The sequence below is a fragment of the Gordonia sp. IEGM753 genome (assembly GCF_050321825.1).
In the GTDB taxonomy this organism is placed as follows: Bacteria; Pseudomonadota; Gammaproteobacteria; order Pseudomonadales; family Pseudomonadaceae; genus Aquipseudomonas.
The window spans coordinates 193240-214447 of record NZ_JBNQGB010000005.1; the positions used below are offsets into that span (position 1 = coordinate 193240).

25 protein-coding genes are annotated in these 21208 nt (G+C 56.0%); 22 read left to right on the forward strand and 3 right to left on the reverse strand.

Features of this window, described 5'->3' with window-relative positions; translation table 11 throughout:
- Positions 1–6 precede the first annotated feature (6 nt).
- From ACQR3R_RS23215 to ACQR3R_RS23320, 22 genes are all read left to right on the forward strand, one after another.
- A complete protein-coding gene (locus ACQR3R_RS23215) occupies positions 7–1221 on the forward strand; it encodes a phage portal protein (RefSeq protein ID WP_428275746.1) in 1215 nt (404 codons plus the stop codon).
- The gene (locus ACQR3R_RS23220) at positions 1205–1849 is read left to right on the forward strand and encodes an HK97 family phage prohead protease (RefSeq protein WP_428275748.1); all 645 of its coding nucleotides are present in this window, start codon (positions 1205–1207) and stop codon (positions 1847–1849) included. The genes ACQR3R_RS23215 and ACQR3R_RS23220 overlap by 17 nt, the downstream gene beginning before the upstream one ends.
- The gene (locus ACQR3R_RS23225) at positions 1846–3054 is read left to right on the forward strand and encodes a phage major capsid protein (RefSeq protein ID WP_428275750.1); all 1209 of its coding nucleotides are present in this window, start codon (positions 1846–1848) and stop codon (positions 3052–3054) included. Before ACQR3R_RS23220 ends, ACQR3R_RS23225 begins: the two co-directional genes overlap by 4 nt.
- Positions 3055–3111: 57 nt before the next feature.
- Entirely contained in the window at positions 3112–3294 is a 183-nt protein-coding gene (locus tag ACQR3R_RS23230; protein ID WP_428275752.1) for a hypothetical protein, read from the forward strand.
- Positions 3295–3594: a head-tail connector protein gene (locus tag ACQR3R_RS23235; protein ID WP_428275754.1), complete on the forward strand. Its 300-nt coding sequence runs from the start codon at positions 3295–3297 to the stop codon at positions 3592–3594. It begins immediately after the preceding gene.
- On the forward strand, positions 3594–3926 hold the full coding sequence (locus ACQR3R_RS23240; RefSeq protein WP_428275756.1) for a phage head completion protein: 333 nt from the start codon (positions 3594–3596) through the stop codon (positions 3924–3926). The genes ACQR3R_RS23235 and ACQR3R_RS23240 overlap by 1 nt, the downstream gene beginning before the upstream one ends.
- A 9-nt stretch (positions 3927–3935) precedes the next feature.
- Entirely contained in the window at positions 3936–4106 is a 171-nt protein-coding gene (locus ACQR3R_RS23245; protein ID WP_428275758.1) for a hypothetical protein, read from the forward strand.
- Positions 4107–4109: 3 nt separating this feature from the next.
- Positions 4110–4613, forward strand: a complete 504-nt coding sequence (locus tag ACQR3R_RS23250) for an HK97-gp10 family putative phage morphogenesis protein (protein WP_428275760.1) — start codon at positions 4110–4112, stop codon at positions 4611–4613.
- Positions 4606–4992, forward strand: coding sequence for a tail completion protein gp17 (locus ACQR3R_RS23255; protein WP_428275762.1), 387 nt, complete (start codon positions 4606–4608; stop codon positions 4990–4992). The genes ACQR3R_RS23250 and ACQR3R_RS23255 overlap by 8 nt, the downstream gene beginning before the upstream one ends.
- A gap of 55 nt (positions 4993–5047) precedes the next feature.
- Entirely contained in the window at positions 5048–5542 is a 495-nt protein-coding gene (locus tag ACQR3R_RS23260) for a hypothetical protein (RefSeq protein WP_428275764.1), read from the forward strand.
- Positions 5543–5581: 39 nt separating this feature from the next.
- On the forward strand, positions 5582–5911 hold the full coding sequence (locus ACQR3R_RS23265) for a hypothetical protein (protein WP_428275766.1): 330 nt from the start codon (positions 5582–5584) through the stop codon (positions 5909–5911).
- A gap of 254 nt (positions 5912–6165) precedes the next feature.
- Positions 6166–6669, forward strand: a complete 504-nt coding sequence (locus ACQR3R_RS23270; RefSeq protein ID WP_428275768.1) for a hypothetical protein — start codon at positions 6166–6168, stop codon at positions 6667–6669.
- 56 nt (positions 6670–6725) lie between these two features.
- Entirely contained in the window at positions 6726–9989 is a 3264-nt protein-coding gene (locus ACQR3R_RS23275; RefSeq protein WP_428275770.1) for a phage tail tape measure protein, read from the forward strand.
- Between the two features lie 18 nt (positions 9990–10007).
- Entirely contained in the window at positions 10008–10592 is a 585-nt protein-coding gene (locus ACQR3R_RS23280; protein ID WP_428275772.1) for a hypothetical protein, read from the forward strand.
- Entirely contained in the window at positions 10592–11191 is a 600-nt protein-coding gene (locus ACQR3R_RS23285; protein WP_428275774.1) for a hypothetical protein, read from the forward strand. Before ACQR3R_RS23280 ends, ACQR3R_RS23285 begins: the two co-directional genes overlap by 1 nt.
- A 5-nt stretch (positions 11192–11196) precedes the next feature.
- On the forward strand, positions 11197–11598 hold the full coding sequence (locus ACQR3R_RS23290; protein WP_428275776.1) for a DUF6950 family protein: 402 nt from the start codon (positions 11197–11199) through the stop codon (positions 11596–11598).
- Positions 11595–14636 (forward strand): phage tail tip fiber protein, encoded by a 3042-nt coding sequence (locus tag ACQR3R_RS23295; protein WP_428275778.1) that lies wholly within the window; start codon positions 11595–11597, stop codon positions 14634–14636. Before ACQR3R_RS23290 ends, ACQR3R_RS23295 begins: the two co-directional genes overlap by 4 nt.
- A 319-nt stretch (positions 14637–14955) precedes the next feature.
- A complete protein-coding gene (locus ACQR3R_RS23300) occupies positions 14956–15636 on the forward strand; it encodes a hypothetical protein (RefSeq protein WP_428275780.1) in 681 nt (226 codons plus the stop codon).
- Positions 15637–15661: 25 nt separating this feature from the next.
- Positions 15662–16732, forward strand: coding sequence for a hypothetical protein (locus ACQR3R_RS23305; RefSeq protein ID WP_428275782.1), 1071 nt, complete (start codon positions 15662–15664; stop codon positions 16730–16732).
- Positions 16729–17088 carry a hypothetical protein gene (locus tag ACQR3R_RS23310; protein ID WP_428275784.1) on the forward strand — a complete coding sequence of 120 codons (360 nt, stop codon included), beginning with the start codon at positions 16729–16731 and terminating at the stop codon, positions 17086–17088. The genes ACQR3R_RS23305 and ACQR3R_RS23310 overlap by 4 nt, the downstream gene beginning before the upstream one ends.
- A 61-nt stretch (positions 17089–17149) precedes the next feature.
- Positions 17150–17575: a hypothetical protein gene (locus tag ACQR3R_RS23315; protein ID WP_428275786.1), complete on the forward strand. Its 426-nt coding sequence runs from the start codon at positions 17150–17152 to the stop codon at positions 17573–17575.
- The gene (locus tag ACQR3R_RS23320; RefSeq protein ID WP_428275788.1) at positions 17575–18081 is read left to right on the forward strand and encodes a hypothetical protein; all 507 of its coding nucleotides are present in this window, start codon (positions 17575–17577) and stop codon (positions 18079–18081) included. Before ACQR3R_RS23315 ends, ACQR3R_RS23320 begins: the two co-directional genes overlap by 1 nt.
- A 176-nt stretch (positions 18082–18257) precedes the next feature.
- Here the strand turns inward: ACQR3R_RS23320 and ACQR3R_RS23325 are convergent, their stop codons facing one another.
- The 3 genes from ACQR3R_RS23325 to folD form a co-directional block, all read right to left on the reverse strand.
- Positions 18258–18977, reverse strand: a complete 720-nt coding sequence (locus ACQR3R_RS23325; RefSeq protein ID WP_428275790.1) for an SOS response-associated peptidase family protein — start codon at positions 18975–18977, stop codon at positions 18258–18260.
- Positions 18978–18992: 15 nt separating this feature from the next.
- The gene (locus ACQR3R_RS23330; RefSeq protein ID WP_428275792.1) at positions 18993–19718 is read right to left on the reverse strand and encodes a hypothetical protein; all 726 of its coding nucleotides are present in this window, start codon (positions 19716–19718) and stop codon (positions 18993–18995) included.
- 431 nt (positions 19719–20149) lie between these two features.
- Positions 20150–21004 (reverse strand): bifunctional methylenetetrahydrofolate dehydrogenase/methenyltetrahydrofolate cyclohydrolase FolD, encoded by an 855-nt coding sequence (gene folD, locus ACQR3R_RS23335; protein WP_162440170.1) that lies wholly within the window; start codon positions 21002–21004, stop codon positions 20150–20152.
- Positions 21005–21208: the final 204 nt, after the last annotated feature.

Below are 21208 nucleotides of genomic sequence, written 5' to 3' on the forward strand. Positions count from 1 at the left end.
CTGAATATGGCATCTCGTTGGTACAACCCGCTGTCATGGCGCATGTTCGGCTACACCGATCCCGCGACCGGCGAATACACCGAGGTCGAGATGTTGGCCGGAGGGAAGCGAACAAAGTCGGGAGTAACGATTACATCAAAGACGGCCATGACGATCCCAATCGTCTGGGCCTGCGTCAAGATCCTGAGTGAATCTGCTGCCGGGCTGCCCCTCAAGATTTTTGAAGATGGGGCAACAGGGCGTGTGCTTGCAGATACCAAGTCGCGACAGGCACGAGTGTTGCGAAAGCCTAATCCGTACATGACCAAGCTCAACTTCCTCAAGTGTGCCGTGGTGAACATGGCCCTGCGCGGGAATGGTTACAGCATCATTGAGCGTGCCGATAACGGAGATTGGATTGGCTTTATCCCGATCAGCGCTGACAACGTGGAGGTCGATACCTCAGACGATCTGATCTACTGGGTAACCCTGGGCGGCGAGCGTTTCCCGGTCTCTCCGGAGAACATGCTGCACTTCAAGCTGTTCAGCGTTGACGGAGTGATCGGGCTTTCGCCTGTCGAGTGCATGGCTGAATCAATGGGGTTGGCCAAGACGGCGCAGAACTGGTCTGCAATGTTTATGCGCAAGGGTGGCTTTACCGGCGGGTACGTCATCTATGACCAGTTCCTTACCAAGGTCCAGCAAGCGCAGATCATGGAAAAATTCCCTGATGTGCGTAAAGGCGACGTCAACGACATAGGCTCGATGGGCGTCCTGCAGGGCGGCCCGAAAATTGTGCCGGCCGGGCTCAGCCAGAAAGACAGTCAGTTCATCGAGTCCCAGCAGTTCCAGGAGGAAGCCCTAGCGGGTTGCTGGGGCGTGCCTCTTTACCTGGCCAACCGTGCTGGGAAGACTTCAATCATGGGCTCGAACCTTGAGCAGCAGACCAGCGGCTTTGTGACGTTCGGCCTCAAACCCTACCTCGACGCCATCGAGGACGAAATCAACGACAAGTTGTTCCGCGACAAATCCCAGTTTGTGGAGTTCGTTGTGGAGGGGCTGTTGCGCGCTGACAGCGCTGGAAGGGCGACCTACTACCAGGCGGCGCTTGGTGGGTCTGGCGGCTCAGGTTGGATGACGATCAACGAAGTCCGGGACAAAGAAAACCAGCCTCGCTTGCTGGGCGACGAATACGACCGGGTTACTCGCTGGGAGATGCAAACCAATGCTAAGCAAGATTGAAGTCCCCTTTGAAGTGAAGGCCAGTGACGACCTGGGCAACTTTGAAGGCTACGCCGCGGTGTTCAATAACATCGACCTGGGCGATGACGTGATTCTTCCTGGTGCATTCACCAAGGTGAAAACCACGCGGGCCGGGCGCCTGAAGCTGGCGCTGTTCCACGATCTAACCCGGCTGGTTGGTTCGGCGGAATTCACGCAGGACGACCACGGCCTGTACATCAAGGGCAAGGTCAACCTGGCAGTTAGCTATGCGCGCGATGCTTACGAGCTGATGAAGGAAGGCACGCTCGACAGCATGTCCATTGGATTCAACACGATCCTGGCTGCCTACGAAGAGCGTGAGGGCCGCAGCGTGCGGATCATCAAGCAGGCGGAACTTTGGGAGGCGTCCCTGGTGCCATTCGGTATGAACCCGGCTGCACAAGTTACCGACGTGAAGTCGGACATCAGAATTTTTGAGAACGCCCTGCGCCAGCGCATGGGGCTTTCTCAGAAGGAGGCAGCAGCCGTTGCCTCGCTCGGCTATCCCGCGTTCCACCGTGATGGTGGCGACGTGGCCACGGCGACCGTGGAAGAGCTGAAAAAACTCTCAGTCACTTTTGACCAAATCTTTGGAGTGTCGCCATGACCGATCCAGTTAAAGAAGTAAAAGATTCCCTTGAAGCCAAGCTGAAAGATGGTTTCGCCGGGCTTCAAAAGAAATACGACGACGTTTCTGATGCTCTTCAAAAAGGCGACGGCGTCACCACTGAGATGAAATCTCAGATCGAAAAGCAGAAGGGCGAGATCGAACGCGTCATTGAGCAGGTGCAAAAGCTCGAAGAGAAAGGCGTGAAGTTGCGCGGCGGTGACGGCGAAAAGAAAAGCTTCATCGATATGATCAAGGGCAACGACAAGTACCAGGCGTTGACCTCGAAAAGCCAAAGCGTGGCTGAAATCGAAATCACCAAGTCAGACATGGCCAGCATGTCCGAAACCAAGGTCACCAGTTCCGGTTTAGTGGCTCCGCAATACGATCCAGTGATCCAAGGCGCTCCACGGCAGAATCTGCTTATTCGTGATTTGATTCCGACCACGCCAGTCACCGGTCAGTCGTTCACCTATTTCCGCGAACTGCTGCACACCATGGGCGCCGGCATGGTGCCAGAAGGTGGTGCGAAACCAACCAGTAACGTGACCTTCGAACAGGTCACCGACATCGTCAAGAAAATCGCGGTTTGGATGCCAGTGACCGACGAAGCGCTGGACGACGTTCCGCAGTTGTACAGCTACATCCAGGAGCTTCTGCGCTATGACCTGGAATTGAAACGCGAAGGTCAGTTGCTGAAGGGGGATGGTACCGGTAACAACCTCAACGGGATCATGACTCAGGCTACGGTCTTCAGCGCCGCCTTGAGCAAAGCGAACGACACTGCCATCGACACTGTCCGGCGCGCGATCTATCAGGCTCGTAAGCAATCCAAGCTGCCAGCCGACGCGGTGGTCATGTCGGATCTAGATTGGATGAACATCGAACTTCAGAAAGACGCCGACAACCGTTACCTGTTCGCCAACCTGCAAGGTCTGGTCACTCCCGTTCTCTGGGGCCGGCCAGTCGTTGCATCGGACAGCATGGATGAAGGCGATGGCACCACTACTGGCGGCGAGTTCCTGACGGGGTCGTTCCAGCAAGGTGCGCGGATTTACGATCGCATGGGTTTCACCATCAAGGTCGGCATGATCAACGACGACTTCATAAAAAACCAACGGGCAATCCTGGTTGAAGAGCGCATCGGCCTGGCTGTTCGCAAGAAGTACGCCTTCGTTAAAGGTCGCTTCGCACTGGCTGCGTAATCAGCAACATCACCTGCGCGGGGACTGTCGAGCCCCGCAATTGACTTGGAGAACACCATGGAATTGAAAGTACTTTGGGGCTTCGAAGGCGATCCTGAAAAGCTCAAAACACCAAACGGCCGTGTCTCGGCTGGAACCATTATCGACGTCGAGGACGAAGAACTGGCTCATGCGCTTATAGGCAAGGGGCTGGTTGAGGCCTCCACCAACAAGCAAACCAAACCGAAAGAGAACAAGTAAATGCTCGACCTGGCACGCGTGAAGAGCCACCTTAAGGTAGATGACGATGAGGAAAATTCGCTCATCACCGGCTACTTCGAGGCGGCCAAGTCCCATGTGTCCATGCACTGCGACAGAGAGCTGGTCGAAACAGCGCCGGTTGAGCCTGCGCAGATGGGGCTCACGCCGGACGTTGAACAGGCCATCCTTCTGCTGGTCGGTCATTGGTACGCGAACCGCGAAGGCGTGGCGCTGGGCACCATCTCAACCGTAGTGCCGCTGGCTGTCGAGCGGTTGCTCATGTACAGGAAGCGCTACTGATGAGAGCCGGCTCGATGCGTCACCGCTGCATGATGCAGAAGCCTGAACGAGTAAAAAACACCACTGGTGGCTTTGACACCACATGGTCGAATCTCGGAAAGCTCTGGGTTGAAATCACCATCCCGACAGGGCGAATCTCTCCCGTTGCTGAGCAACTGAAGGCCCTTGTTACTGCCGAAATACGCATTCGCCCGAGGGTTGATGCCGTGGCTGGAAACCGACTAGTGCACACCGTAAAAGGCGTTAGCACCACCTACTTGATCGAAGCTGCTCTGCCCAATAATGAACGGGACATGCTCCGGTTACTGTGTTCAAACGTTCCCAACCCGTAGAGGTGAAATATGAAAGTTGTTGCCTTGGGCATGCTGTCCGGCGCCACTGGCGACCGGGAAAAAGGTGAAGAGTTTACGGTTGATGCCAAGCTGGGCGCGTCTCTCGTTGAGCGCGGTTTGGCGACGGTTGTCGTTGAAACAGCGGCTGCTGCAGACAAGCCAGCCAAGGCCAAGGAATAGACCATGGCCGTGCGGCGTTCACGCATGTCTGGCGACTTCAAGTTACGGAAGACGCTTCGAAATATCCACGCCACTATGGACAACGAGTTGGCGCCGGTCATGCTGGATTCGGCAAACCTCATCCTTTCGACAATGCGCGAGTTGATTCCCAAGGACACGGGCGCAGCCGCTGCGGCGCTTAAGGTTTTTGTATCCGACAGCGGATTGGATGCACAGATCGGTATTCGCGGCAAAAAGGACAACAGCAGATTCTTCTATCTCAAGTTCGTTGAATACGGCACCAAGGGCTATACGGGCGGGAAGCGATCAGACAACCGAAACCGGCGCCCGACGAACAAAAGTGACGGCACCAATTTCTTCGGCAAGTACCCGGATATTCCGGCTCGTCCTGCTCACCCTTGGCTTCGCCCAGCGAAAGACGTGAACAGGGAGTATGTCGTGGCCAATATCAAGGCCGCCATAGGTCGAACGCTGAGCAAAGCAAGCAAGGGGCTTTCCAATGGCTGACCCATCCGTTGCATTGCAGGAAGCGCTATTCGCGCGGCTAACTGCCGAGCTTTCCTGTCCCGTTTACGACGGTGCTCCCATGGATACCGACATGCCGTATGTGTCGTTTGATCGCGAGATATCGACCAACATTTCACCCATCGCCGGCCGCAAGCGTGAACAGCGTCTGATCTACCTTTCGGTCTGGTCTGATGCCCACGGCCAGGCAGAAGTGAAGCGTATCAACGGTGAGGTTGTCGCTGCTTTGGACGAGCGTCGGCTACCGCTTTCCGTAGGCCGCGCTGTATCAGTCCGAGTCGAGCAAGCTGATGCCCAGCGCGACGCTGACGGCGTCACGTATCAGGGATCGATCACGGTCCGCGTCATCACCACCCACTAAACCCAACACCCGGCCGCCCAGCGGCTTTATCCAATGCGCCTTTGGAGGAACCCCCATGGCCGATGACAACCTCAACACAGCCGCCGGCTGCCGAATCTCTATCGGCAGCAAGAACGGCGCCGATACTGAAGCGCTCTACAAGGCTGACACTTATGTCGAACTTGGCGAAGTCGAAGACCTTGGCGAGTTTGGCGACACCTTCAGCTCGGTGACTTTCACGTCCCTGCGCGATGGTCGTGTTCGCAAGTACAAAGGCACCGCTGACGCGGGCGACCTGACCGTCACCGTCGGCCTGGACAACGGCGATTTGGGCCAGGCAAAGCTGAAGGTCGCTCATAAGGATCGCAGCAAAGGTGACTACAACATCAAGATCACCTTGAATGACGGCGATCCCGATGCAACCCCCGCACTGTTGCCAACCACGTTCTATCTGCGCGGCAAGGTTATGAACAACACTGTGGCCGCCGGCGCCGCTGATAACGTGGTTCGTCGTAACGTCACCATCGGTATCAACTCCGACATTCTGGAAATCCTCCCGGCTGCCGCCTAACCTTCGGGGCCTCGGCCCCGAATCTCAAGGATTCGACACATGAGCAAGACCCTTTTCGGTACCGTCGATATCAAGCTGGGCGACGAAACCTACACTTTGATGCCAACGCTCGGTGCCGTGCGCGCAATTGAAGCCCACTTCGGCGGGCTACGCGGCGCCTCGCAGGCAATCAGTTCGCTGAGTGTCGAGGGCTGCGCGGTGATCATTGCTGGTGGTGCCGGGCTGAGCGGCAAAGATGCAGCACCCATACCTGAGCAGGTTTGGCAGGAGGGCGTGCTTGAGGTCGCCACTCGGCTAAACGCGTACCTGGTGGCACTTTATAATCCACGGGGCTCGCAACCGGGAAAGGATCAGCCGGCGAAGGCGTAAGTGCTGTCGAGGATGGTAGTTACGTTGACCGGCTTTACGCAGTGGCCACTGGCTGGCTTGGTTGGTCGCCTGAGCTCGCTTGGCGAATACCTCTCCCCGAGTTATTCCTGGCAATGGATGCTCGAATTGAGTGGGTGCAGATGACCAATCCTTTCGGTAGTAAACCTGCCGTACCGAAAGAAAAGCCAAAACCTTCGACCGTTGCCGCCAAGTTGCGTCAAGCGCTGACGGGGCGGCAGAAATGATTGAGTGGCGTGTACAATCGCTTCTCAATTCACAATAAGGAAGTTGATGTGGCCTTTCTCATGCTGTTATTGACGGGGGCAATAATTTTTGTTGCCTGTGTCGCTTGTATGGTTATGGCAAGCAAAAGAGGCTCCGAGACAAATATTAGGATAGCTTTGTCGGTTGCTGCGATTGCTGTCGTCATGGTGTGGGTTTGGTACTTCAATTGGAATTCAAGCCCTCAGCGCGAACAAGAGCAGGCCGCCAATGATTGCGGCGATACAACTATGGCATTCGTCATGTCTCAAAACTTTGTTAAGCAGCGATTGAAAGCCCCGAACAGCGCTAGCTTCCCAACTGTCGTAGACAAAGGTGTAAGTGTTAGAGCTATACCTGACTGCTCATTTGATGTATCGGCGTATGTTGACGCCCAAAATGCATTTGGTGCGCCAATCAGAAATAGCTATACAGCAAAGATGTCATACGACCGAGCCAACAAATTGTGGCGAGCGACTCAGTTAATTATTGAGTAACCACTTAGTTTCCAAAAATCCCGCTTTGGCGGGTTTTTTTATGCCCGGAGAAAGCAATGGCTGATACAGACGTTCAGGGAATGCTGGTCCGGATCGAGGCGACCACCGCCCAGTTGCGTCAAGAAATGTCCCGTGCGGATTCCACCGTCGCCCAAGCGTCAGGCAAAATTGATAAGAGCCTGGGCCGTATCGATGAGGCTTTTGAACGTGCTGGTGAAAGTGCGCAGAGCGCCGCCGGCCTTATCAAAACTGCATTGGGCGCTGCAATCGGTGTCGCCTCAATAGGAAAAATAATCGAGGCTGCGGACTCCTACGGTCAGATGTCCGACCGGATTGGAATGGCTACCAGCAGTGTCAATGAATATGACCAGGTGCAACAGCGCCTGCTGGAAACCGCGAAGCGCACATACCGCCCATTGAGTGAGGCCCAAGAGCTTTACATTCGAACGGCGGACAGCCTGAAGTCTATGGGCTACAACACCGGCCAAGCGCTCGACGTGATGGACAGCTTCAGCTTCCTGTTGGTAACTAACTCGGCCTCTGCTGACAAAGCCAGCTCAGCAATAGATGCTTACTCCAAGGCACTGCAAACTGGAAAAGTTGAAGCCGATGGCTGGCAATCAATTTTAGCAGCCATGCCTACTGTCGTAGACACCATTGCTAAGTCGACGGGTAAGACAGCGGAGGAAATCAGAAGCCTTGGGGCACAAGGCAAACTCAGCCTTGATACTTTGACGGAGGGGCTGCAAAAGTCCGCCCAGGCAAATGGCGTACTCGCCGATAGCATGAGCGTGGCTGTGCGTGATGCCGTCCAGAATCTGACAAATGCGTTCACCCAGTATATTGGCAAGCTAAATGAGACCGCAGACTTTACCGGCATTTTAGCCAAGGGCATTGGCGGCATCAGCGACCACTTTGAAGTTTTGGCCAACGTCGTCGGCTTGGTTGCGGTAGGGGCACTGGCGGGGTACGCGAGAAGCGCTGCCGCGTCTGCTGCTATTGCAGTGAAGTCTGCGGTTCAAGATTCTATTGCTCGCAAAGAACAAGCGGCGTCCGTGTTGCTGGCTGCCCAGGCCGAACAACGGAAAGCGCAGACAACGATCTTTTTGGCAGAGAAAGAAGCCATCGCCGCTAGAGGTACGGCTGTTCAGACTCAAATGTCGCTTCAACTCGCCGAGGCGAGAATGCTTGAAGCGCGTGCGACCAGCGCTGTCACTGCTGCGCAGCTTGGCGTGACGCGCGCTGGAACTAGCCTGCTTGGTATCTTAGGTGGCCCTGCGGGCATTGCACTGCTGGCAGTTGGAGCGGCTACGGCTTTTTTGACGCTAAGGGACAACACCGGGTTTCTCGAGCAAAAACTTGGAGACCTTAGTGATCCAATTGAAAAGCTGATCAAGCGATTTGGCGAGCTCAACCGCGCCACGCAATCGGTGACCCTCGGCGAACTGAAATCAGCAGTCGAGGACATGCAAGGCAAGCTCGGGCAGATGTCTGGGGCTATCGCCGATAAGTTCGAAAGCGACCTCAGAGGCATGGGTGCCGCTGGTGCTGACGGCCTGATGGCTGGACTGACACCTTTGCCAGAGCAGGCGCAAAAGGCCCTTGATCTGGTTCGGCAGGCCTCAAAGGACCAAGCATCAGGCATCACGGTCGACTGGAAGGCGGTCACCGATCAATTGCGACTTGTGCCGGGCGTTACCGAGTCAATGGCGTTGGCCATCGACAAAAGCCAGGTTCCGGTTACTGATCTGAGTTCACAGCTTGACCAGCATCGCGAGATTATTTCTAAACTGACCGGCGAAACCGATGCTAACACCGCTGCGCGAAACAAGAACAATGCCGCAATCGCCGCGGCGGATCAGGTAGGTCAGAAGTACCTCGAGCAATTGCAGAAACAACTGGGCGCGGCTCAGGACAAAACAAGCCTGGAAGCTGCGAACAGGTTCATTGCTGAAAATAAAGACCTTACCGAAGGGATGATTGTAGCGATCCGTTCGACCGCTGCTGCAAAGGATGCGCAAAAAGCTTCCGACGACGCAGCGGCCAAGGCTGCCAAAAAGAATGCCAGCGAGACAGAGACGTCGGCGAAGAAGCAACTCAAGAACTTCGAGACCACCGAGGAAGGTTACAAACGCCAGATCGAGCTGATCAATACCACTGGTGATAAACAGAAAGACGCCACAGAGGTAATGAAGCTTTCCTTCGAGCTGCAGGAGGGCAAGCTCGGCAAGCTGAGTGAGGCGCAAAAGAAAAAGCTGATGGGCATGGCCGCCGAGCTGGATGCGTTGAATAAAATCAAAAAGGCCAACGAAGACGATCTGAAGCTGACGGCCTTTAAGAATGCGCAGGCGACGGGCACGCAAACCACTCAAGATGGATTTGATCAGGAGTTGGCCGGCATCGGCATGGGTGATAAGGCGCGTGATCGGATGCGCGCTGATTTGGCTCTTCGCCAGAAGTATGCCGCCGACTTGGCCAGCCTCAATGAGCAGCTCAATACGGCGCAAATTTCGCCTGAGCTCTATGCCAGCGAAACGAAAGTTTTGCAGGATGAGCTTGGTAAGCGCCTTGCGTCCCAGCAGAGTTACTTCAGCAAGGTCGATGCCGCCCAATCCAATTGGGCCAACGGTGCTTCTGACGCGCTGCAGGACTACGTTGACCAGGCGGCTGATGTCGCTGGCCAAACCAAGGAACTGTTCACCAGCGCTTTCAGTGGTCTGGAGGACGGCATCGTGAACTTCGTGAAAACGGGCAAGCTGTCCTTCAAGGACATGGCTGATTCGATCATCGAGGATCTGATCCGCATCCAGGTCAGACAAGCAGCGGCTGGATTCCTCAGTAGCGCCTTCAGTGCGTTCGCTGGCGGCGGTGCAAGCGCAGCGGGTAGCGGAACCATGACCGGCTTCAGCGAAGGCGCAATGGTCCCAAATGCCAAAGGCGGTGTTTACAGCTCGGCCAGCCTGTCGTCTTACTCCGGCGGGGTTTACAACACTCCACAAACCTTTGCCTTCGCCAAGGGGGCGGGAATCTTCGCGGAGGCCGGGCCGGAGGCGATCATGCCGCTAACCCGGGCCGCCGATGGATCGCTCGGCGTGCGCATGGTGGGCGGCTCTGATGGCGACTCAAACTCTGCGTCTGCCGCAGCACCAGTCTCGGTCGGCGGCGTCACCCAGTACATCAGCGTCCAGGGGAATGCTGACGATGCCACGCTGGCAAAGATCCAGGATGCCGCTCGCCGCGGTGCTGAGGGTGGCTATCAGTTGGTGCTCAAAGACCTCAAACAAAACGGTCCCGTCCGACAATTGATTGCTCGCCGGTAACGGCTCTAGGAGTTACGCATGGCTCTTGCCTGGCCCGATACGTTGGAGCCTACCGATATGACGTGGGGCATGGTTTACAACAACCGTGCTTTCACGTCGACGCTTTCCAACTCGCAGCAAATTATTGGTTATCCGGGTGCCTACTGGTTGTGCACGTTGAACTTCGGCGTGTTGTTTGAAGAGGATCAGCGGGTGCTGAGTTCGTTTCTGGGGCGCCTTCAAGGAATGTTCGGCACGTTCAATATGCCGGCCATGACCCGTACTCGGCGTGATGATATCGGTTTGCCGGTGGTGGTCACCGGCAATGCCCAAGCCACCAACATGACGCTGGGTGGCGTGACGCCGAGCACCAAAGTGTTTTTCCAAGGCGACTACATCAGCATCCAAGGCGAGATGTTCGAAATTGTCGACGACGCTACATCAACGGCTGCCGGCCGTGTTCAGGTGTTCGTCAACAAGCGCATTCGGCGGGCGCTGGTCGCGAACACCGCGGTTGAGTACCAGAACCCTTATTCCGAAATGCGCCGCGTCGATGACACCAACCAACTGACGATTCAGCCCGTCGTGGCTAATGGCAGTTTCCAGTTCCGAGAGGCCTTCTGATGCCGTCTGCATTTCCTTTTAGTCAGAGCGTGGTGAACATCATCGCCACCGGCAAGTTCATGCCTGTGTATGCCGTGCAGCTCGACTTTGTCGACGGGATGGTCTTTGCACACACCGGCACTGGCCAGCTTGTGATCAGCGGCATTACCTATGACGGCGTGGGCAATTTCGGCGAGGTAAGCCAGTCGCAGGAAAGCGACAACTCGGGCTCACCTATGTCGGTCGATCTGACGTTAAGCGGGCTGGATTCCTACATCCTTTCCGAAACGAACGTCCGAGGATGTCGAGGTCGGCTGGCGAAGGTCATGTTCGTGGTGTTTGACGAGGACGGCAACTACGCGGCGGACATTCTCTTCTCTGGGCGCATGGACGCGGCCAGTTTTTCTTTTGCCGGCAACGGAGAGGAAGGCAACAGCATCACCGTGCCTGTCGTAGACCGCATGGCCGAGTGGAGCCGTACCGGGACCGAGCGCTTCACGGACGAAAACCACCGCGCCCGCTACCAGGGTGATCGCTTCTTCTATGCAATCGCCCAAATGTCAGAGTGGCCCATCTATTGGGGCTCCACAAAAGACGCTCCGACATTCACCTACGAGTAATCGCCATGCGACATCGAGACTGGACCACACGTCTGCATGACGTGATCAAGGCTGCCCAAGGGCGGCCTTTTTCGTGGGGAAAATTTGACTGCTGTCTGTTCGCGGCGGACTGCTCGGCCGCTGTTTGCGGTGTCGATCCGGCGGCGAATTACCGCGGCAAATACAAAACCGAAAGCGGTGCCAAGCGTCAGCTGAAGAAACAGCACGGAAGTCTTGAAGCTGCGTGGGACGCCTGCTTCTCACGGATTGCCCTGCCATACGTCCAGCGCGGTGACGTGGTGCTGTACGACGCCCCTCGCGGCCGAAGCATGGCCGTGTTCTGGGCTGGCGATTACTGGTCCACGACTGATGACGGCGTTGTCCGGGTTGAGTGCGAACCGCTGGCGGCATGGAGAGTTGAACAATGAGTTCTGGTGTAAAGAAACTCGCCCAGGTTGTTGTTGGTGCTGTCGTTGGTTTCGCACAAGGCGGTCCGTGGGGCGCGGTCGCCGGCGCAGCATTGGCATTCTATGCCGCCGAGCAGCAGGAAAAGCTCAACACCAAATCCCCGCTGCGTGACAACGAGCCTTCAGCTCAAACCGTCAGATCGTCCAAGGCGCCTGTCCGTTTCATCCTCGGCCACGTGGCTACCGGTGGCGTGCTGGTGTGGGCGCAAGAACAGTCTGGGGCGCAGGGCGAGGGCGAGTGGCTGCACATGGTCTATGTGCTGAGCGAAGGCCCGATTGATGCCTTGGAAAACATCTACCTCGGCGAGGAAGACATCGCTTCGTTCGGCGCATTTGCCAGTTATGAATTGATCGTCAATCCAACCCAGGTGAATGCGTTCCTCTTGGCAAACTGCGCTGGATGGAAAGACAGCCAGATTGGGCGCGGCCTTTCCTTTGTTCGGGTATCGCTGCGGTACAGCGCTGAGAAGTTCCCATCCGGCATTCCCGACACCCGCTTTGTTGTTCGTGGGCGAAACGATATTTACGACCCGCGCTCTGGCACTTTCGGCTATTCCGCAAACACTGCGCTGCACATGCTGTGGTATTTGCGAAATCGTTGCGGCGTCCCGGACGACGAGATCGTTTTCGATACTTTCGCCAGTGCGGCCAACGTGTGCGACGAAGGCGTGACCAATGCCGACAGCTCCGTCAGTCAGCGCTATAGAACAGCTTGCGTGATTGGTGCGGACGAACAGCGCACGGGTGTGCTGCAGAAGCTCGAAGCTGCCTGCGCCGGCAAGCTTATCCGTGTGGGCGGCCGCTGGATGCTTCAAGCGGGCGCGTATTACGGTCCGTATGATTTCGAAGTCAACGAGGACATGGTTGTCGGCACGATTACCGGCAGCACCGAGCCGACCAATGATGCGGCAATCAACACCGTCCGAGGCACCTTTATCGATCCATCCCAGTCTTGGACCGAAACGGACTATCCCGAGGTGCGCATCGACGAATGGGTTGTCGAGGATGGAGGGGAAGCCGCTGAAACGCTGACCTTCTCCTACGTCACCGATCCGTATCAGGCTCAGCGGCTGGCCAACATCGAACTTCGCCGTCGGCGTGGTGGCGGGACCATCAACATCCCGATGAACCTCTCCGGCTACAACTGCCGGCCGGGGCGCGTCATTCGGGTCAACTTGCCATCGCTGAATATCTCGGGCGAGTTCATCGTCACCAACTGGTCGATGGGCAACAAGGACGGTTGCAGTGTCTCCGTGGCGCAGTATGAGCAAGCCATCTTCAGCGATGCTGTTGGCCAGCCCTACAACCCGATTGGATTCATAAACCTGCCAGCGGGCGGCCTGGGCTCACCAACCAATCTCACGTGGACGCAAGACACCACGGCTGAAGTGACGCAGGGCGTTTTGTCCTGGCAGCCGCCTGCCGGCATCGTGAAGGAATACGTGCTTATCGTCCGGCAGGGGACCACCGCGATTCAATCGCACAACGTCCCAGCCACCTCGACTGAGTGCGCAATCAATGGGCTGCCCTCTGGCAACTACACCATGAGCGTGGCGGCAGTGGGGCCAATGGCGCGATCCGGTGAGGCGACAATATCGGTCAGCATCAATGGGCCGCCAATCCCTGAGTCGTGCGTGGTGCAGTCCTCGATTGACAACATCGTGTTGATCCCAGGCAACGCGCAAAATGGTTTGAACGGCGGCACCTATGAGTACTTCTTCAGTACGCAACCGACAGCAACCGCTGCTGACGCGTCGTACCTCGGGCAGGGACTGTCCTTCACCCACACGGGCTTGGGCTTCTGGACGAATTATTACTACTTCGTTCGCTCGTCGAATGCCTATGGCAAAAGTGATTTCCTTTACGTCCCGGCACAGACATCGAATGACGTCTCGGCGTACCTAGCGGCGCTGGCCGGAAAGATCACTAAAACCGAACTGGGGAAGGATCTGCAGGACGAGATCGACAAAATCCCGGGTCTTCAGGATCAAATCGATTCACTCGACGGATTGAAGGGGTACGACCCGGAGCAGGTTTACACCCGGGGTCAGTTGATCGTTGAGGACGGCCACATCTACCAGGCCGACCAAGAGGTGCCGCTCAACACGCCGCCACCCAACGTTGCTTACTGGAATGACGTGGGTGATTTGCTCGAAACGGCAAACGGCATGGTTCAGCAGGTGACCATCAACACCCAAAACATCACTGAGCTGGATGGAGTGGTGACCGCGCAAGCCTCGAGCCTGCAAGCGCTTCGTTCTGCCTACCGGGATGACGACGGCGAAGGTGATGCTCTCGATGCTCTTCGCGGGTGGAACGCTACCACCAGCTTTGCTCAGGAAGTGAAGGTCAGGACATCGCAGAACAAGGCAATGACCCAGCGCTTAACCGAGCTGAATGCCGAAGTGGGTGACAACTCGGCAAACCTGATCGAGCTCGAGCAGACGGTGGCTACTGATAAGGAAGCAACTGTCACCAAATTCACTCAGCTGACGGCAACGGTTGGTGAAAATACTGCCGCAATCGAAGAGACCGCAACTGCTTACGCGAACACCGAGGGCAAGTTGTCGACTATGTGGTCGGTGAAGATGCAGCTGACGGCCGATGGCAAGTACGTCGCCGCCGGCATTGGCCTCGGCATCGAGGACACCGGGGCCGGATTGCAAAGTCAGTTCCTGGTGAGTGCGGATCGGTTCGCGGTCGTTAATACCATCGCCGGTGGTGCAATCTCGGTACCGTTTGCGGTCGAGGGCGGCCAGGTATTTATCAACTCGCTGTTCGTCAAAGACGGGTCAATCGTCAACGCTAAAATCGGATCTTACATTCAGTCCGATAACTTCATTTCAGGTGTTCAGGGATGGCGCATAGACAAGGCTGGAAACTTCGAACTTAACAGTCCGCTGGGGGGTGGAGCGCGCCAAACCATCAACAACAACGGTGGCAAGGTTTTCGATGAGAACGGCGTTAAACGCTACCAATGGGGGAACTTGGCCGCATGAGTTACGGAATGAGGATATGGGGCGCCGATGGGGCGCTTCAGGTCGACGAGAACTCCTTCACCATTCGGGTGGCCTTGTCTACGTTGGTAACCTTTCCACCCAAAGCAAGCAAGGGGAGTCAGGACTTTTCGGTACCTGGAGTAGGGCCGGGCAACGGCACAGCGCTTGTTGTGCCAGTCGGCGTTTACAGCGACAGCGAAATGCAATTTGAAACCGAGATGCTTAATGGGGTTGTGAGGGTTTACAACCACACGCGTACGTATGCGGCCAGCCAGACGTCATCCGGAACCATGCGCCTGATCGTCATGAGGTGGAGCTGATGAGCTACGGAGTGCAGTTCACTAACAACAGTAACGTGGTCACCCTTGATTCTGAGTTTGCGCGGTTGATGGTGATTGCTTCGGGGCGCTTCGCTCCCACGGAGGAATCAGGCTTGGGGTCTACGACCTATTTTGCGCGACCGGTCACGTCGCAAGAGCCGCCGTTGGTATTTGTCCGTCCGGACACGGTGGGTGCAGTGGCCGGGCTTTGTCGGATGCGGCTGATCGGATCGGCGGGAAACTGGGTAGGATTTTACGTCAGGGCTTACAACTCCCTAACTGCACAGCCCAACGGTCGCTACTTCGTTGCAGCGTTCGGTGCTCAGCCGGCGGCCACCTACGGCATGCGGTTGTGGGATGGTGGCGGGAAGTTGCTATTTGACTCCGGGACGTCGGCCGCTACTTTCACCCGCGCTTTTCAGAATTGGAATTACGTAACTTACGATCAAGATCAGCAGGGGTTAACGCGGATCTATTACAGCGTGCCATTCGACTTCCCGCAGAACGAATACATGTTGCTCAACAGCTTCGGTATGAATATGACGGCCGGCAGCGCTATACCACGCAATCTGTATTGCTGGTGGGACTTTCCAAACGGAAAGCTTTACGCAATCACCGTTGCGGCCTCGAACCCGACGGCCTTCTTTCTGCCGGCAGTCTTCGCAAAAATCGCCGTTTAATCGAACTCAGAAAAGGAAGTGATCCATGTCCTGGTACAAATCGGGAACGGTTTCTGTCGCCCAAAATTCGAATGCAGTTATCGGTACAGGCACCGCGTTTATTCTCAATGGGCGCGTAGGCGATGCCTTTGTCGGGCCTGATGGTGAGATGTATGAGGTAGCGAACATCGCCAGCGATACTGCCTTTGCAATTTCTACACCGTACAAAGGCCCAACAATCGCAGCTGGCCCCTTCGCGCTTATACCGATTCAGGGTTACGTGAAGGACACCGCCGATGCACTGCGGCAGGCGTCTAATCAGATCGCTGATTCGATTGATGGGCTTGAAGATAGCGTCCAGGAGGCGGCTGATTCTGCAGCAGCGGCCACGGCCTCGAAGAACGCAGCCGCAACTTCCGAAAGCAATGCGAGCCAGTCGGCAGCATCTGCACTTGAGTCAAAAAACGCAGCCGGTACATCCGCGACGAACGCTAATAATTCAGCCTCCGCTGCCCTGGGATCAAAAAACGCAGCCGGTACGTCGGCAACAAATGCTTCAGACTCGGCCGCTGCAGCGCTCGCGTCGAAAAACGCCGCAGCAATATCTGAGCAGAACACGGCCAACAAGGCAGCGAAGGGCGCTAACAGCGATATCACGTCACTCTCCGGGCTGACGACGGCGCTATCGATTGCCCAAGGAGGTACTGGCGCAAAGACTGCTGCTGCGGCGCTCGGCGCGCTGGGCGCGATGGCAGATTCAGATGCTGCTTACACCATTATTTACCCAAATGGCGGCATACAAGCTTCGCCAGCTAACGTCGCGCTAAATTCTAGATATGTCACTGCGAATCCATTTCCGGGAAAACCGGTATTTTGCATTGCAGAAATACTAGATGGTGGTAATTGGGTGGAAACAGGATGGTTTAGTTACTACATCGCTGACAATGGAGGCTTCCAAGTCAATGGTGTGAAAGCGTCGATGCTCAATGACACGATAGTTGTGCAGACAGGGCTGACCGCTTTGAAGAATGCCGGACAGTACTCTGGTACACCATACGGCTCGGTAATCATCAATCCTGCTCCTTGCAGGGTTCGTGTTTGGAGGGTTAAGGGATGAGTGGCGTTTATGCAAAAGTAGGCGACAGCTTTCAACAGTTCGGTGGCGAGTGCCCGCAAGACTGGATAGAGATGATCGGCCCGCGTCCAGGTGAAGGTGGTTCCGATTTTGTCGCAGCTCCGGACGGGACATGGATTCCCGCACCAGAAGATCAGGTTTTCTGGCGTGCAATTGAATTGGCAGTTATAGAACGCCAATTACAAGCTATCGAAGAAGATGATGCCGACGAGACTCCGACCGACCTGCTGCCAGGCACACGCAAGCAATGGCTGAAGTATCGAGGCCTGGTCAGCAACTGGAAGGAAGGGGCCGAATCATTCCCTGACATCGCTCATCGTCCTGTCCGCCCGTCCTAACGAAACATCTGCACCTGTCGGCCCGCCATCGCGCGGGTATTTTTTTGCCTGGAGAAAAGTGATGCCTGCAACTGAAACTCGCGGGGTTCGCAATCGTAACCCCGGAAACATTGACTACAGTCCGGCCAACCAGTGGCAGGGCCAGCTCAAACCAGACCCGGCTATCGAAAAGCGTTTCGCCAGATTCGATGTACCGGAAAACGGCATTCGTGCCTTGGGCAAGGTGCTGCTGACATACCAGCGCAAACACGGGCTGAAGACCGTGAAGGCGATCATCAGCCGCTGGGCGCCCTCGGTAGAGAACGACACCGCCGCTTACGTGCGAGCTGTCGAAGCCAATACCGGCACTAAGCCAGGTGCCGAGATTGATCTGGCAATACCGGCTGTGATGCTGGGTTTTGTCAAAGCCATTATCCATCACGAGAACGCCGGCTATGCCTATCCGTATTCGATATTGGCCGAAGGCGTGCGGAGGGCGCTGACGTGATGCCGGTACCGTGGAAGTTGCTCGGTGTATTCGCCCTGGTACTGATCATTGCCGCTGGAACGTGGAAGGTTCAGGGCTGGCGATACGGAGAGCAACTCGCGCAACAGGCCAGCTTGCACAAGTCCGACCTGGCCTCAATCAGCAATGCAGCGGCTGCTCAGATGCGAGCCGATCAAGACAAACGCCTTGTGCTCGAGCAGCGCCTGTCGATCAGTGACCAAGCCCACCACAAGGAACTGAGCGATGCTCAAAAGAAACAGGATCGTGTGCGTGACAGCCTTGCTACTGCTGAACTCCGGCTGTCAGTCCTTCTCGACGCCACAGATTCAGCCAGTGGCTGCGACGTGCCTGCCACCCCCGGCACCGTCGGCGTGGTTCATGCAGCCCGTAGAGCCCAACTTGACCCAGCGCATGCTCAACGAATTATCGCCATCACGGGAGACGGCGACCGAGGATTGATTGCGTTGAAGGCGTGTCAGGCATATGTGCGAGAAATAAGTCGCTGATGGCTTTGAGCTATCGTTGTCCGTTGTTTGCTGATAATTCATCATCTGTAGTCATCAGATTGATATCACTCAATGAATAAGCAACTCGCCGGACTCTCGTTCTTGCTGACCCTTACCTGGGTGATCGTCGTAGTGTCGGTGATGTATTGGATGTCGCAGTGAAGGTAATGGATTCATTAGCCGTTACCTGCGTGGTCCCCGCCTGTAATCTCGCTTGTCGGCTCGATTAATTCGGGTCCTTTATTGCGCACGTTGCCCACGGCGCGGTCGACCTGGAACCATTCAAATGCATCGGTCGGCTCACCCTGAAGCAGCACTATCTGTTCCGCACGCTCTTTGGGTGTCGCAGGGTCGAGCCATTCTCTAGCTAACTCTGGCGACAAAGTCACCGGGCGTCGATCATGAATGTCCACCATGCCTCCCGCGCTATCGGCGGTGATGATCACAAACCCATCGTGCTCGCTCGGTTCATGCTCAGCATTTGGATACTGGCCGATAGCTGCGCACAGGATCGGCGCCCCGTCTTTCCGACGAATAAGGTAGGGCTGCTTTTTCGGGCCTCCTTCATCCACCCATTCAAACCAGTTGTCGATGGCGATGATTGCTCTGTGCGGCCAGATTGCACGGAAGAATGGACCGTGTGCGACTTTCTCTACTCGAGCATTGATTGGTGCTGCGCGGTCTTTGGCCCAGTGCGGTCGCCATCCCCAGCGCACCATGTCAGCGTGCAATACGTTTTCTTCCAAGTGGAATAGAGCGAGTTGCGTCGAAGGCGCGGCGTTATAGCGCTCGAATGGCTGGTCGCCTGTGTTGTTGACCAGCGCACCAGGTAAGCTCAGCGCGGCAACAAAGTCGTGGATGCCTCGGTATTGGGAAAGTCGTCCGCACATTTTCATACCCTCACATTGCTTTCAGCGTAGACCCGTGCGCACTGGCTTCGTTACAAATCCTTTGCCAATGCACGTGGGGCATTCCTCACGCTGCCCAAATCGATCAAAACACGTCGGGCAAATGCAGAACTTCGCGAGGTCAAGAAGCGGCCTGGCTTTGCCGAATGCGCGTAGGTTTCGGTTTTCCCGTGCGATCTGTGCAGAGTCGACCAGCACTCTGTACATGTCGGGGTCCTCAATCGGCTGATGGGGGATGCCTTCGATAAATCGCTGGGTCTCAACCAGGTCGTAAATCTGGCCGTCAGGCATGATCAATGTGAGTTCGGTAATTCTGGCAATGGCGCCCGTATTGCTGAAAACAAGGTTTGCGCCACTGGCATCCGGATAGATCTTCCCGTCATAGCCGGAGTTCGGTACCGCGAGCGACTTGGCTTCGTAGAAAATCGAACGGCCAATTCTACCGCGCAGATCGGCTGTTCCTCGCTGCACAACATCATAGTAAGAGGCTCCGCAATATCGCGGCGGCGACGTCAGCAGTTCTTCCACAGCGTGCCAGTAAGCCGCGTTCGCCATTTCATCCATGTCGTACTGCTGGAGTCTGTCGACCAACCCCTCAGCGGCCAGCGCCTCACTCATTGAGTGAAGAGTTTGGCGATGTACCTCCGGGTTCTGCATTCGAAATTCTTGGTTGTCGAGGGCCGAGCGCCACTGCTGAAGTCTCAGCGCTTTTGCCTGGTCAAAATTCATGGTCCGGATTCGCTTTCATAATACTGTTTGGATATACAGTAATTGATGGACGGCGATTGAGCGAGAGGAGGGCGACGAATAGTAGATTTTGGGGTTAGTGTTCGGTCGGCAGGGCGCCGGGAGGGGGGTGAATCTCGTACCAATTTTTGTACCAATAGATGCGTTTCGTAGGTGTTTCGTGTGTGACAGAGGGTAGGCGAACCCCAACAAACATTGGGTTTCGCCACTCAGAAGAACCCAGCAAAACCCATTTTTAATATTAGGAGTATGGCTGAAGAACTGTCGATGGTTGATGAATAAACAGGTGAAAGTCTTTGAAAAGGCGCACAAAACAGCAGGTTTCCGGCGAGTGGTAGGGGTTTTTCATCGGACAAAAAGAACCCCGCCAGTGGCGGGGTTCTGTCGTGCGCGGCGTGTTACATGTGGCGAACTCAGCTGTGCAGTGTTTCGGCTGCGTACAGTGTGTTTTCCAGCAGGCAGGCACGGGTCATCGGACCCACACCGCCGGGCACTGGCGTGATCCAGCCCGCACGGGGCAGGGCGGTTTCGTAGATAACGTCGCCCACCAGTTTGCCGTCGTCCTGACGGTTGATGCCCACGTCGATAACGATCGCCCCTTCCTTGATCCACTCGCCCTTGACCAGTCCGGGTTTGCCCGCAGCGACGACCACCAGATCAGCACGGCCGACATGGCCAGCGAGATCCTTGGTAAAACGGTGCGTAACGGTCACGGTGCAGCCGGCCAAGAGCAGTTCCATCGCCATCGGGCGGCCGACAATATTGGATGCGCCGACAACAACGGCGTCCATCCCGTAAAGATCAACGCCGGTGCTTTCCAGCAACGTCATGATGCCTTTAGGTGTGCACGGGCGCAGCAATGGAATGCGCTGGGCCAAACGGCCGACGTTATAAGGGTGAAAACCGTCGACGTCTTTGTCCGGGCGAATCCGCTCCAGCAATTTGGAGGCGTCCAGATGTTCAGGTAATGGAAGCTGAAGCAGAACGCCGTCTATGGCAGGGTCTTCGTTCAGTCGGTCGATCAGGTCAGTCAACGCTTCCTGAGTTGTTTCGCTGGGAAGGTCATAAGCCTGGGAAAGGAAGCCGACCTCTTCACAGTCTTTACGCTTGTGCGAGACATAAACCTGAGAGGCAGGATCGCTGCCGACCAGGATCACCGCGAGACCGGGTGTGCGCAGGCCTTGCTGGCGACGCTCGGTGACGCGTTTGGCGATCTGCTGGCGCAGGCTGGCGGCGATCGATTTGCCGTCGATTAGTTGTGCAGTCATTGCGCGTGATTAACCATCGAGAGGGGAAAAAAAGAGAACGCATTCTCGCATGTCATGAGGTGAGGGCAAAGGCGCTTGGTCTGCAAATTCCCCTAACCCCTTTAATTAAATGAATTTTTTTTAAAAAAGAGTTGACGACCTTCAGACCCACCTATAACATTCGTCGCACTTGTCGGGCACAGCCTAGCACTGGTTTAAGAAGGT